Annotated in this window: 11 protein-coding genes and 2 tRNA genes; 8 read left to right on the top strand and 5 right to left on the bottom strand. The window is 70.6% G+C overall.

Translation table 11 applies throughout. From position 1 onward, the window contains the following. The first annotated feature begins 75 nt into the window (after positions 1–75). The 6 genes from gyrB to ACWG52_RS19010 all read left to right on the top strand — a co-directional run bounded on the left by gyrB (position 76) and on the right by ACWG52_RS19010 (position 7,287). Positions 76–2,097, top strand: a complete 2,022-nt coding sequence (gene gyrB, locus ACWG52_RS19035) for a DNA topoisomerase (ATP-hydrolyzing) subunit B (protein ID WP_389804934.1) — start codon at positions 76–78, stop codon at positions 2,095–2,097. A gap of 43 nt (positions 2,098–2,140) precedes the next feature. Beyond that, entirely contained in the window at positions 2,141–4,750 is a 2,610-nt protein-coding gene (gene gyrA, locus ACWG52_RS19030) for a DNA gyrase subunit A (protein WP_389804363.1), read from the top strand. Positions 4,751–4,753: 3 nt separating this feature from the next. Continuing rightward, positions 4,754–5,386 carry a DUF3566 domain-containing protein gene (locus ACWG52_RS19025; RefSeq protein ID WP_078908963.1) on the top strand — a complete coding sequence of 211 codons (633 nt, stop codon included), beginning with the start codon at positions 4,754–4,756 and terminating at the stop codon, positions 5,384–5,386. 118 nt (positions 5,387–5,504) lie between these two features. Continuing rightward, a tRNA-Ile gene (locus tag ACWG52_RS19020) sits at positions 5,505–5,578 on the top strand. A gap of 144 nt (positions 5,579–5,722) precedes the next feature. After that, on the top strand, positions 5,723–5,857 hold the full coding sequence (locus ACWG52_RS19015; protein ID WP_208809277.1) for a DLW-39 family protein: 135 nt from the start codon (positions 5,723–5,725) through the stop codon (positions 5,855–5,857). Between the two features lie 167 nt (positions 5,858–6,024). Continuing rightward, complete coding sequence (locus ACWG52_RS19010; RefSeq protein WP_453129027.1) at positions 6,025–7,287, top strand: hypothetical protein; 1,263 nt, start codon at positions 6,025–6,027, stop codon at positions 7,285–7,287. On the opposite strand, the gene ACWG52_RS19005 is transcribed toward ACWG52_RS19010, so the two are convergent. Together ACWG52_RS19005 and ACWG52_RS19000 are read right to left on the bottom strand one after the other, a co-directional pair. Beyond that, a complete protein-coding gene (locus tag ACWG52_RS19005; protein WP_389804356.1) occupies positions 7,274–8,605 on the bottom strand; it encodes a serine/threonine-protein kinase in 1,332 nt (443 codons plus the stop codon). The genes ACWG52_RS19010 and ACWG52_RS19005 overlap by 14 nt on opposite strands. A gap of 44 nt (positions 8,606–8,649) precedes the next feature. Next, the gene (locus ACWG52_RS19000) at positions 8,650–9,198 is read right to left on the bottom strand and encodes a helix-turn-helix domain-containing protein (protein ID WP_030012999.1); all 549 of its coding nucleotides are present in this window, start codon (positions 9,196–9,198) and stop codon (positions 8,650–8,652) included. A gap of 162 nt (positions 9,199–9,360) precedes the next feature. Here ACWG52_RS19000 and ACWG52_RS18995 point away from each other — a divergent pair. Beyond that, positions 9,361–9,433, top strand: a tRNA-Ala gene (locus ACWG52_RS18995). 49 nt (positions 9,434–9,482) lie between these two features. On the opposite strand, the gene ACWG52_RS18990 is transcribed toward ACWG52_RS18995, so the two are convergent. After that, positions 9,483–10,970, bottom strand: a complete 1,488-nt coding sequence (locus ACWG52_RS18990; RefSeq protein WP_389804353.1) for an FAD-dependent monooxygenase — start codon at positions 10,968–10,970, stop codon at positions 9,483–9,485. Between the two features lie 226 nt (positions 10,971–11,196). On the opposite strand from ACWG52_RS18990, the gene ACWG52_RS18985 reads away from it, so the two are divergent. Continuing rightward, the gene (locus ACWG52_RS18985; protein ID WP_389804350.1) at positions 11,197–11,508 is read left to right on the top strand and encodes an ArsR/SmtB family transcription factor; all 312 of its coding nucleotides are present in this window, start codon (positions 11,197–11,199) and stop codon (positions 11,506–11,508) included. Positions 11,509–11,515: 7 nt separating this feature from the next. Here ACWG52_RS18985 and ACWG52_RS18980 read toward each other — a convergent pair whose 3' ends face one another. Continuing rightward, complete coding sequence (locus tag ACWG52_RS18980) at positions 11,516–12,292, bottom strand: MGMT family protein (protein WP_389804347.1); 777 nt, start codon at positions 12,290–12,292, stop codon at positions 11,516–11,518. Next, positions 12,289–12,963, bottom strand: a complete 675-nt coding sequence (locus tag ACWG52_RS18975) for an RNA polymerase sigma factor (RefSeq protein ID WP_453129026.1) — start codon at positions 12,961–12,963, stop codon at positions 12,289–12,291. The genes ACWG52_RS18980 and ACWG52_RS18975 overlap by 4 nt, the downstream gene beginning before the upstream one ends. Positions 12,964–13,171: the final 208 nt, after the last annotated feature.

Raw genomic sequence — 13,171 nt, 5'->3', positions numbered from 1 at the left:
CGCGGGATCACGCAGACAACGCAGATCGACGCGGCCGCTCCACCGGCGCCTTGCTGGTCCGGAGTACGGGCTGCGCTGTGCCAGAAAGGGCGCTTCGTGGCCGATTCCGGCGACTCCAACGAGAAGAATTACGACGCCAGTGCGATCCAGGTCCTTGAGGGCCTGGACGCGGTCCGCAAGCGGCCGGGTATGTACATCGGCTCGACGGGCGAGCGTGGTCTGCACCACCTCGTCTATGAGGTCGTCGACAACTCGGTCGACGAGGCGCTGGCCGGACACGCGGACACCATCGACGTGACGATCCTCGCCGACGGCGGGGTGCGCGTGGTCGACAACGGTCGCGGTATCCCGGTCGGCATCGTCCCGTCCGAGGGCAAGCCGGCCGTCGAGGTCGTCCTGACGGTCCTGCACGCGGGTGGCAAGTTCGGCGGCGGCGGCTACGCCGTCTCCGGTGGTCTGCACGGTGTCGGCGTGTCCGTCGTGAACGCCCTGTCGACCAAGGTCGCGGTCGAGGTCAAGACGGACGGCCACCGCTGGACCCAGGACTACAAGCTGGGCGTGCCGACGGCCCCGCTGGCCAAGAACGAGGAGACCGCCGAGACCGGCACCTCGGTCACCTTCTGGGCCGACGGCGACATCTTCGAGACGACCGAGTACTCCTTCGAGACGCTGTCGCGGCGCTTCCAGGAGATGGCCTTCCTCAACAAGGGCCTCACCCTGACGCTGACCGACGAGCGCGAGTCGGCGAAGGCGACCGCGGGCGCCGACGACCCGGACGCGGACGCGGCCGAGCCCCAGGCGCGCACGGTGAAGTACTACTACGAGGGCGGCATCGTCGACTTCGTGAAGTACCTCAACTCGCGCAAGGGTGAGCTCATCCACCCGACCGTCATCGACGTCGAGGCCGAGGACAAGGAGCGCATGCTCTCGGTCGAGATCGCGATGCAGTGGAACTCGCAGTACACGGAGGGCGTCTACTCCTTCGCGAACACGATCCACACGCACGAGGGCGGTACGCACGAGGAGGGCTTCCGTGCGGCCCTGACGGGTCTGGTGAACCGTTACGCGCGCGACAAGAAGCTGCTGCGCGAGAAGGACGACAACCTCGCCGGCGAGGACATCCGCGAGGGTCTGACGGCGATCATCTCGGTCAAGCTGGGCGAGCCCCAGTTCGAGGGCCAGACGAAGACCAAGCTGGGCAACACGGAGGCCAAGACCTTCGTGCAGAAGGTCGTCCACGAGCACCTCAACGACTGGTTCGACCGCAACCCGGTCGAGGCCGCGGACATCATCCGCAAGTCGATCCAGGCGGCCACGGCGCGCGTCGCGGCCCGCAAGGCCCGTGACCTCACGCGGCGCAAGGGTCTGCTGGAGAGCGCCTCGCTGCCGGGCAAGCTGTCCGACTGCCAGTCGAACGATCCGACCAAGTGCGAGATCTTCATCGTCGAGGGTGACTCGGCCGGTGGCTCCGCGAAGTCCGGCCGCAACCCGATGTACCAGGCCATCCTGCCGATCCGCGGCAAGATCCTGAACGTCGAGAAGGCGCGGATCGACAAGATCCTCCAGAACACCGAGGTCCAGGCGCTGATCAGTGCCTTCGGTACCGGTGTGCACGAGGACTTCGACATCGAGAAGCTCCGCTATCACAAGATCATCCTGATGGCGGACGCCGACGTCGACGGCCAGCACATCAACACCCTGTTGTTGACCTTCCTCTTCCGCTTCATGCGGCCGCTGGTCGAGGCCGGTCACGTGTACCTGTCGCGCCCGCCGCTCTACAAGATCAAGTGGGGCCGGGACGACTTCGAGTACGCGTACTCGGACCGCGAGCGCGACGCCCTCGTGGAGCTCGGCAAGCAGAACGGCAAGCGGATCAAGGAAGACTCGATCCAGCGCTTCAAGGGTCTGGGCGAGATGAACGCCGAGGAACTGCGCGTCACCACCATGGACGTGGACCACCGCGTGCTCGGCCAGGTCACGCTCGACGACGCGGCGCAGGCCGACGACCTGTTCTCGGTGCTGATGGGTGAGGACGTCGAGGCCCGGCGCTCCTTCATCCAGCGCAACGCCAAGGACGTCCGCTTCCTCGACATCTGAGTCGGCTCCGCTGACCGCCGCCTGAAAGGATTTCTGACCAGCAATGGCCGACGAAACCACCCCCACCGCAGAGAATCCCGCGGAAGAGGAGCAGCCGCAGCTGCGCATCGAGCCCGTCGGGCTCGAGACGGAGATGCAGCGCTCCTACCTCGACTACGCGATGTCCGTCATCGTCTCGCGCGCCCTGCCGGACGTGCGCGACGGCCTCAAGCCGGTGCACCGCCGCGTGCTGTACGCGATGTACGACGGCGGCTACCGGCCCGAGAAGGGCTTCTACAAGTGCGCCCGTGTCGTCGGCGACGTCATGGGTACCTACCACCCGCACGGTGACAGCTCGATCTACGACGCCCTGGTCCGTCTGGCCCAGCCGTGGTCGATGCGCATGCCGCTGGTCGACAGCAACGGCAACTTCGGCTCCCCGGGCAACGACCCGGCGGCCGCGATGCGCTACACCGAGTGCAAGCTCATGCCGCAGGCCATGGAGATGCTCCGGGACATCGACGAGGAGACCGTCGACTTCCAGGACAACTACGACGGCCGCAACCAGGAGCCCACCGTGCTCCCGGCGCGCTTCCCGAACCTGCTGGTCAACGGCAGCGCCGGCATCGCGGTCGGCATGGCGACCAACATCCCGCCGCACAACCTCCGCGAGGTCGCGGCCGGTGCGCAGTGGGCGCTGGAGCACCCGGAGGCCTCGCACGAGGAGCTCCAGGACGCGCTGATCGAGCGGATCAAGGGACCTGACTTCCCGTCGGGCGCCCTGGTCGTGGGCCGCAAGGGCATCGAGGAGGCGTACCGGACCGGTCGCGGCTCCATCACGATGCGCGCGGTGGTGGAGGTCGAGGAGATCCAGAACCGCCAGTGCCTGGTGGTCACGGAGCTTCCGTACCAGACCAACCCCGACAACCTCGCGCAGAAGATCGCGGACCTGGTGAAGGACGGCAAGGTCGGCGGCATCGCCGACGTCCGTGACGAGACCTCGTCGCGGACCGGCCAGCGCCTGGTGATCGTGCTCAAGCGCGACGCCGTCGCCAAGGTCGTGCTGAACAACCTCTACAAGCACACCGAACTGCAGACGAACTTCGGCGCGAACATGCTGGCGCTGGTGGACGGCGTGCCGCGCACGCTGTCGATCGACGCCTTCATCCGCCACTGGGTGACGCACCAGATCGAGGTCATCGTCCGGCGGACGAAGTTCCGCCTGCGCAAGGCGGAGGAGCGCGCGCACATCCTGCGCGGTCTGCTCAAGGCGCTGGACGCGATCGACGAGGTCATCGCGCTGATCCGGCGCAGCAACACGGTCGAAATCGCGCGCGAGGGCCTGATGGGCCTCCTGGAGATCGACGAGATCCAGGCGAACGCGATCCTGGAGATGCAGCTCCGCCGCCTCGCGGCCCTGGAGCGTCAGAAGATCGTCGCCGAGCACGACGAGCTCCAGGCCAAGATCAACGAGTACAACGCCATCCTGGCCTCGGAGGAGCGTCAGCGCTCCATCGTCAGCGAGGAACTGGCGGCGATCGTCGAGAAGTTCGGCGACGACCGGCGTTCCAAGCTGGTGCCCTTCGACGGTGACATGTCCATCGAGGACCTGATCGCCGAGGAGGACATCGTCGTCACGATCACGCACGGCGGTTACGTCAAGCGCACCAAGACCGAGGACTACCGCTCGCAGAAGCGCGGCGGCAAGGGCGTGCGCGGCACCAAGCTGAAGCAGGACGACCTGGTCGACCACTTCTTCGTCTCCACCACGCACCACTGGCTGCTGTTCTTCACGAACAAGGGCCGGGTCTACCGCTCCAAGGCGTACGAGCTGCCGGACGCCGGCCGCGACGCCCGCGGGCAGCACGTGGCGAACCTGCTGGCCTTCCAGCCGGACGAGAAGATCGCCCAGATCCTCGCGATCCGTGACTACGAGGCGGCGCCGTACCTGATCCTGGCCACCAAGGGCGGCCTGGTGAAGAAGACGGCGCTCAAGGACTACGACTCGCCCCGCTCGGGCGGCGTCATCGCCATCAACCTCCGCGAGACGGAGGCCGGCGGCGACGACGAGCTGATCGGCGCCGAGCTGGTGTCCGCCGAGGACGACCTGCTGCTGATCAGCAAGAAGGCGCAGTCGATCCGCTTCACGGCGACCGACGAGGCGCTGCGCCCGATGGGCCGCGCCACCTCGGGCGTGAAGGGCATGAGTTTCCGTGAAGGTGACGAACTGCTCTCGATGAACGTTGTCAGGCCGGGTACGTTCGTCTTCACCGCGACCGACGGCGGCTACGCCAAGCGGACGCCGGTCGACGAGTACCGCGTCCAGGGCCGTGGCGGTCTGGGTATCAAGGCCGCCAAGATCGTGGAGGACCGCGGATCGCTCGTCGGGGCGCTCGTGGTCGACGAGAGCGACGAGATTCTCGCCATCACGCTCGGCGGTGGTGTGATTCGTACGCGCGTCAACGAAGTCAGGGAGACCGGCCGTGACACCATGGGCGTCCAGCTGATCAACCTGGGCAAGCGCGATGCCGTGGTCGGCATCGCCCGTAACGCCGAGGCCGGTCAGGAAGCTGACGAGGTCGAGGCCGACGAGAACGACACCGAGGTGGCCGACGGACAGGCCGCCGAGGCCGCCGAGGGCACGCAGCCCTCGGCCGGGGAGCACGAGGAGTAAGTCGTGAGTGGAGCCACGGGCGCCGGACCGGCCAAGACTGGAGCGAACGGTGCCCGTGGCCCTGCCGCGGACTCCCAGGGGGGAACCGTGACGGACACCCGAGGACCGAAGCCCTCGGTCGGCGCGGACGCCGGCCAGGACAAGCCCGCACAGCCGTACCACCCGCCGCAGGCCTACCCGGCGCCCTCGGGCCCGGCGACGGCGCAGGGCGGCAAGGGAGCGGCCGCGCAGCGCAAGTCGCGTACGGGGGTCCGTACGGCTCCTCGTACGCGCAAGGCGCGGTTGCGGGTGGCCAAGGCCGACCCGTGGTCGGTCATGAAGGTCAGCTTCCTGCTGTCGATCGCGCTCGGCATCTGCACGATCGTGGCGGCGGCCGTGCTGTGGATGGTCATGGACGCGATGGGCGTCTTCTCGACCGTCGGCGGCACGATCAGCGAGGCGACCGGTTCGAACGAGGGCAACGGCTTCGACCTCCAGTCGTTCCTGTCGCTGCCGCGCGTTCTGATCTTCACGTCGGTCATCGCGGTGATCGACGTGGTGCTGGCGACGGCACTGGCGACGCTGGGCGCGTTCATCTACAACCTGTCGGCGGGCTTCGTCGGCGGTGTGGAGCTCACCCTCGCCGAGGACGAGTAGGCCTTCTGTTCGGGCGCCCGCGACGGGTCGGATGACCTGCGCAGACGCCCTCGGGCAACGGATTTTGGCCTGACCGGGTCTGTGCGCTAATCTTCAGGAGTCAGCGCGCAGCGCGGATGGGGCTATAGCTCAGTTGGTTAGAGCGCATCCCTGATAAGGATGAGGCCACAGGTTCAAATCCTGTTAGCCCCACAGTGTCGAAGACCCCCAGGCCAAGGCCTGGGGGTCTTTGTCGTCGGGCCAGTTGGTGGGCCGGCAGGTCACCGATCGGTATCGGTCGGTGTGTATTGTTGGGCGCCAGAAGTCCCCTACGTCAACGAAAGACGAGGTCGCGCGGTGAAGAAGCTGCTCCTGGTCGCACTGGCCGCCATCGGCGGGCTCCTCGTGTACCGCCAGATCCAGGCGGACCGCGCCGAGCAGGACCTGTGGACGGAGGCAACTGACTCCGTGCCCTCTGGTTCCGGTGTGTGAGACCCAAGGCTGATCACATGAAGCCCCGGCTGCCGCTGCGGCCGGGGCTTTGTGCTGCTCTGTGACGAAAAATTCCGTTATGTAAATATTTGGCTTGCGCGGGCAAACTCGGGGTGGGCGTGATGGTTCGGGGACGGACGGCAGTGTGGGCGGCGGCCCTGGGCCTGGTGACGGTCTCACCGGGGGTCGCGTACGCCGACGGGGCCGCGCCCGGCCCCCTGCCGACCTACCGGGCGGCCGACGGCGCCGAGGCCGTCGAGGGCAAGCCCTCCACGGCGGACGCCCCGCTGATCGAGGCCGGGAACGTCTACCGGGACACGCTCGGACCGGGCGAACGCATGTACCGGCTCGTCCTCGACAAGGACGGGTCCGACGTCTACGTCTCCGCCGTGGTCCGCCCGGCGGCCGGCGCGAAGGTCTCCGGCGGCGACGGCGTCGAGGTGGAGATCATGACCACCGCCGGGCGTTCCTGCCCCGGCAGCGGCGGCCGGGCGAACTTCGGCTACGACGCCTACCCGATCGCCGCCGCCGGTGTCCGCAGGGGCTCCGAGGACGAGGACTGCGCGCCCGCGGGCGTGTACTACGCCAAGGTCACCCGGACCTCGGCCAAGGGCTACGACCAGAGCCCCTGGCCGCTGGAGATCAAGGTCCAGAAGGAGCCCGGCCGCGGTCCGGGCGCCCCCACCGCAGCGCCCGGCACCTGGCCCTCGGGCGCCCCCGCGCTGCCCGGCACCGAGGCGGTGCCCCGCGAGGGCGGCACCGGCTTCAACGACGCGCGCGCCCTGGGCGCCGGCGTGTGGCGCGACGAGATGCGGCCCGGGCAGACCCGCTTCTACCGGGTCCCGCTGGACTGGGGACAGCAGCTGGGCCTCGGCGCCGAACTGGCCGCCGCGAAGATGACCAAGACCTACGGCTCGGCCTCGGGCGGCCTCACGGTCTCCCTGTACAGCCCGTACCGGGGCCTGATCTCCGACAAGGACGTCTCGTACGACGGCAAGCAGGCCGGGATCACCCTGGAGAAGACCCCGCCCGTCACGTACGAGAACCGCTTCGCGAACGACCGGGCCGTGCAGCCCGTCTCCGTCGCGGGCTGGTACTACGTCGCGGTGACCATGGGCGCGAAGGTCGCCGACTTCACCGAGGACGCGGTACCCGTACCGCTGACGCTGCGCCTGGACGTCGCCGGTAGCCCGGTCAAGGGGCCCGCGTACCGGGGCAGTCCGGCCGCGGGCGGCTTCGGGGTGGGCGACGAGGACCGGTCCGCGGCCGAGGAGGGGCTCACCGCCCCGGAGGCGGCCGAGGCCGCCGAGCGGCACTCCACCCTGCGGATCGTGGCGGGCGCCGGCTTCGGCACCGGGACGGTCCTGCTGCTGGTGCTGGGCGGTTGGACGCTGCTCGGGCGGCGGGGGCGCGGTCCTACAGCTGCGTGAGGGCCCAGACGCCCACCGCGAAGCAGAGCAGCGCCGCGGCGAGCAGCGAGGCCACCGCCTTCGCCGAGGGCGGGGCGATCCCGCGGCCCGGCAGGACCGGCGGCGCTGCGAGGGTCGAGGGGACGGGCACGGTCGGCGTCGTCGCCGCGGCCGATGTCGTCGGGGGCGGGAGGTGGAAGCTGCCCGTCTCCGAGGGGCCGAACCCCGTCTCCGAGGGCCCGAACCCCGGCGCCTGAGCCGGGACGGCGGGGGCCGCAGGGTACGGGGTGGCCGGGGCGGCCGGGTAGGGGGTCGTCGGCGCGGACAGGGCCGTGGGAGCGGTGCGTGCCGTGGCGCGCGGGTCCGGCCGGACGGGCTCCGCGGGCACCGTGACGGAGGCGGAGGTCCCCGGGGTCACGGCCTCGGCGGCGGGGGCGCGCGGGGTCGCGGCCGCCGTGCTCTGCGGACCCTGCGGGCCGAATCCGGGCGGCAGCGGGCCGAGTTGGTCGAACACCTCCACCCGTTCCTCGTCCGGGGCGGGCGGCGGCAGCAGCTCCACGGCCTCGGCAAGGGCCTTGCGCGCCCCTGTGGCCGTCCGGAAACGGCTCTGGGGGTCCGGCTGCAGGAGACCGGCGATGACGTCCCAGAGCGGGGCGGGAACGCCTTCGGGGGCGCCCGGGGTGCCCTGCGCGAAGAAGTGCTCCACCAACGCCTGGGAATCGGGCTTGCGGCCCTGGAGGAGGTACAGGGCGACCAGCCCCACGGCGAAGAGGTCGGCGGGGAAGTCGGGCTCGGCGCCCAGGAGTTGCTCGGGGGCGAAATAGCCCGGCGTGCCGACCACGAGGTCGGTCTCGGTGAGCCGCGGCTCGCCCTTGCGCATGGAGATGCCGAAGTCGGACAGCCGCAGGTGCGGCCGCCCGGTTCCGGTGGCCTCCATCAGGATGTTGGCCGGTTTGATGTCGCGGTGCACCACGCCCTCCGCGTGCACCGCCGCGAGCCCCGACAGGAGCTGGTCGAGCAGGGCGCACACGAAACGGGGCGGCAGGGGACCGTAGTCCCCGATCACGTGGCCGAGCGAGCCGCCGCCGATCAGGTCCATGGTGAACAGGACCTTGTCGTCGTCGGCCGCCCAGCTGGCCGGAGCCAGTACGTGCGGATGGTCGATCCGCAGCGCCTGCTCCCGTACGAACCGCAGGAGCGTGTGGGCGTCGCTCTGCAGGAGGACCTTCGCGGCGACGTAGCGGCGACGGCGGTGGTCCCAGGCCCGCCACACCGCGCCGGCGCCACCGCGTCCGATCGGATCGATCAGCTCGTACCGACCGGCGAACACCTCACCCATCGCTGCGCCCGTCCCCCGTCACCCGTCGTCCGCCCTCGTGCGTGTCAGTTCTGGTGGGCCTCGTAGTGGGCGACCGCGTCGGCGGTGCGGCCCGCGCCGTACACCCGGAGGAACTCTGCCAGTTCCGGGTGGCTGGGTGCGAGGGTGTTCGCCGCGTCGATGATGTCGCCGGCCGCGGAGACCGAGCGCAGCAGCGACTGGATCTCGCGGACGACCCGCTTGACCGTGGGCGCGCCGGAGCTGGTGGTGGTCTGGCCGCTGTTGCTGAGGACGGAACCCCCCTGGGTCTTCTTGATCTCGTCCATCCGGTCGGTGGCCTCCCCCGCGCTGACGCTTCCGTCGGCCACCTGGCCGGCGAGATCCTGGAGGGCCTGGACGCGCTGGACCACGGCCGGATTCCCGATCTTGGCTCGCTGGCCGCTCATCAGCTGGGACAGCATGGGCGCCGACAGTCCGAGGACGGCAGCGAGGCGGGCCTGGTTCAAGCCGAGGTCATCTATGAGCCGGCGGAAGAGCGCTCCCAGGGGCTCCCCGTACCAGCTGCGCTGAAGCTCTCTGGCTCTGGCCGTGGCCTCTTGTTGTACTGCGTCCACTCTGACTACTCCCCTTCGCTGGTGCGAACCTCGCGAGCATCTTACGGAGAGTGGTCGCACGGCGGGAGTCCCTATCATTTTGCGAGATGAGGGGGTACACCCGGTACTCTGTTCTGCGGAACGACCACACCTCCCGCACGGGACAGGTGCGTCCACTTCCACGGGGCCTTAGCTCAGTTGGTAGAGCGCTGCCTTTGCAAGGCAGATGTCAGGAGTTCGAATCTCCTAGGCTCCACAAACAAATGCCCTCCGACCTGCGGAAACGCAGGACCGGAGGGCATTTTTCATGTCCGGCGGCGGGGCTCGCCGAACCAGTCGCCCAGGGCGCCGGCCAAGCCGCCGCCGTCGGAGGCCCAGGCGATGTACCCGTCGGGCCGGACGAGGACGGCGTCCCAGGGGAGCGGCCGGGCGGGCGTCGCGGACACCGTGCGCACCGCGTGGGCCCAGGCCGCGGCCTGCTCGCCGTGGGCCCGACCGGCCTCCCCGAGCAGGAGCAGGACGGGACGGCCGGGCAGCAGCAGCCGGGTCAGGTCGGTCGGGCCGGTGGCGGTGGTGAGCGGCAGGTTGGGCAGGAACCGGCCCTCCCAGCGGGAGCCGTGCCCGGTGCGCGCGGGGTACACGGTCTCCTGGGCGCTGATCATGTGGCCCAGGCGGGTGTTCACCGCGTCGATCTCCAGGAGGTCGGCGACGAGATCGCGCAGGGGGTCGAGCGCGGGGTCCGGCCGCATCAGGGCGAGCTGGGCCCGGGTGTTGTCGATGACGCGCCGGCCGGCGGGCCGGCGTTCGGCGTCGTAGGTGTCGAGCAGGTCCTTGCCCGCGGTGCCGGCGAGGGTGTGCGCGAGTTTCCAGGACAGGTTGAGAGCGTCCTGCAGCCCCAGATTGAGGCCCTGCCCGCCCACGGCGAAGTGGATGTGGGCGGCGTCGCCGGCGAGGAACACCCGGCCCTGTCGGTAGTCGCGCACCAGCCGGGCGAAGTCGCTGAAGCGGGAAAGGTGGCGCGGGTCGGCCATGGGTACGGGGTGGCCGATGACGCGTTCGGCCTCCTGGCGCAGCTCGTCGAGGGTGAGCGGGGAGTGCCGGTCGGGGTGGGGGCCCCGGAAGTCGATCGTGATGAACCGGCTGTGTCCGTACGGGGAGACGCCCGCGATGGTCCAGCCGCGCGGGGTGCGGTGCCAGCCGTACGGCACGCTGTCCGGGTCGGTCAGCCGCACCAGGCCGAGCCCGGCGGACACGGTGGCCGGGTGGGTGTCCGCGGCGAAGCCGAGCCGCTCGCGCACCGTGCTGCGGGCACCGTCGGCGCCGACGACGTACTCGGCGGTGAACCGCCTTTCGCCGTCCGGCCCCTGAGCGCTGACGTGGACGGCGTCGGGCCCTTGGACGATGTCGGTCACCCGGTGTCCACGCAGCACGTCGACGCCCCGTTCGCCGGCCCGGAGCTCGAAGTACCGTTCCAGTTCGGCCTGGGAGCGGCCGAGCACGGGGCGGGGCTCGGTGGCGGGGGCGGTGATGACGAGTCCCGGGGCACCCGCGAAGTGGAACCCTTCGGCGCGGCCGTGCCCCAGCAGGTCCTCGGTCGCGACGGGCGCGGGCAGATGACCGCGCCGGGCCAGACCCTGCGCGGTGCGGGCGTGCAATGTGCCGGCCTTGGGCCGGTCGACGGTCCGCGGTTCGGCTTCGAGTACGACGGTGCGGACGCCGTGGTGCCCGAGCTCGGCGGCGACGAGCATCCCGACGGGCCCGCCCCCGACGACCAGGACCTGGGTGTGCTTCACGCGGTCCTCCCGGCGGCCAGGGTCGCGGTGTGCCCCGACCGGGCCGGTGGCCCCGGTGGCTCTTGCGATCGTAACGGTGGCGCGGCCGACGGTGTGGTCTGCGTACTCATGGGCACAACTCCCGGCTCGGCCCGGCCCGCTGACGGGCAGGTTCGGTTTTGATCGAACCTTAAGCTGACACAGGGGCGAGGTATGATGCAAGCCGTACCTATGGGAGGAGGGCGCGGTGCCCGACGAGGACGGTCATCCCTCGCCGGAGGAGATGAGCCTGCCGGTCGTGCTGAACGCGCTCTCCGATCCGCTGCGTTACGCCGTCGTGCGCGCGTTGCTGGGGGAACCGGTGGGCACGGAGCGCACGTGCGCCTCCTTCGACCTGCCGGTCTCGAAGTCGACGACCACCCACCACTTCCGGATCCTGCGCGAGGCGGGTCTGGTACGGCAGGTGGACCGCGGCAACAGCCGGGCGGCCACGCTGCGCCGCGCGGACCTGGACCTGCGCTTCCCCGGCCTGCTCGACCTGATCGTCGCCGACGGCTGAACGAAGGTCAGACGACGGCCGGCCGGCAGCTGAGGCAGCCCCGGAAGCCGGCGGCGGAGGCCTCGTCGGCCGAGGTGAAGGGCACCTCGTGGCGGGCGGTGATGCGGCGCGCGTGTGCACAGGTCGGGTAGCAGAAGATCCGCGTGGTGCCGCTGCCCAGGAACCGGGCGCCCGCGCGCACGAACCGTTCCACGCGCTCGGCGTCCACGCCCTCCCAGTCCCGCAGCCGCCGTTCGAAGGCGGCCGGCAGTCCGCAGTCCGCCGGGAGCCCGTCGTCCGTGCACAGCCGGTGCGCCGGTACGAGCACGGGGACCGGGTTGGCCCGGACCGCCGCCACCACCGCCTCCGGCGCCAGATGCGGCATCCCCGCCTCGCGGGCCAGCCAGGCCGCCGGACGGAGCTGCCCGAACGGGACGGCGCGGGTGGCCGACAGGACGGCGCGCTGTTCCTCGGGGAGCGGCCCGAACGCGTAGCGCAGGGTCCGGTCCCGGCCGCGCAGGGCCCGAGCCAGCCCCGGCGGGGGCTTGACCCCGGAGAGCGCGGACCGATGGGTCCGGGCCCGGTAGGCGTCCTCGAACGCCCGGTCGTCGGCGTACCAGTCCGTGGCGGCGGCGCCGGTCACCGCGCCCCGCCCGTGGGCGACGTAGAGGGTGCCGACCGGGGACTCGGCCCGCACGTAGCAGTCGTAGCGATGTGCCGGAACGCCGACGCGGTCCAGCACGCGGGCCGCGAACCCCGCGGGTGCCGCCTCGCGCAACGTGTCCAACTCGTCCGGCAGTCTCATCCCGTCGCCTCCTTCCTTTCCGTCCGGGCCGGTTCGTGCGCCGTTTTCGCCGTCGCCGTATTCGCCGTTTCAGTCGTCTTCGTCCCGTCCGCTCCGTACGCGCCGCGGTCGGCGGCCAGGCCGGGCTCCGCGCGCAGGGCGGCGAGCCCCCGCGACACCTGGGCCTTCACCGTGCCGACCGGGCAGTCCAGGATCCCGGCCACCTCCTGGTAGCTCAGCTCGCCGATGTGCCGCAGCACCACGGGCAGCCGGTGGTGGTCCGGCAGCCGGGACAGCGCGGCCACCAGTCGGGCCCGGCGCGCGCCGTCGAGCGCGAGCTGTTCCGGCCCGGGGCAGCCGTCCGGGATCTCTATGGTCGTCACCTCGATACCGTCGGCGACGCCGGGCCGGCGGCTCAGGGTGCGGACGTGGTTGCGCCATACGTTCGCCGCGATGGTCAGCAGCCAGGCGCGCGGCTGGAGCTGCCCGCGGCGCTCGGGCGGGTACCCGCGCAGTGCGGAGTAGGCGCGCAGGAACGTTTCCTGGCCCAGGTCGTCGGCGTCCCGCGCGGAGCCGGAGAGACGCAGCAGGACGGCGCGCACGGTGCCGGCCTGGGTGCGTACGAGTTCGGTGAACCCGTCGTCCAGGTCGGTCGCGAGCAGTTCCGTCAGCGGGGGAGTCGTCTCGTCCATCCTCCTTGTGAACACCGGGCCGCCCACGAACGTTGCAGCCGGCGCCAAAATTCTTTTGCTTTGCCTGCCATTCGCATTCGGTGTGATATCCGGTTCCCTTTATGTCATCCGGATATCGGGCGGACTCCGGTGCGATCTTCCCGGGCGTGCCGGAGATCTTGTCCGAGGGGGATCATGGAGTGCTGCCTCTTTCTCGCCATCTGGCCGA

This window comes from Streptomyces sp. CLCI03, assembly GCF_053615355.1.
The sequence above is the reverse complement of the archived record's forward strand: the minus strand, read 5'-3'. Positions and strand labels throughout refer to the sequence as shown.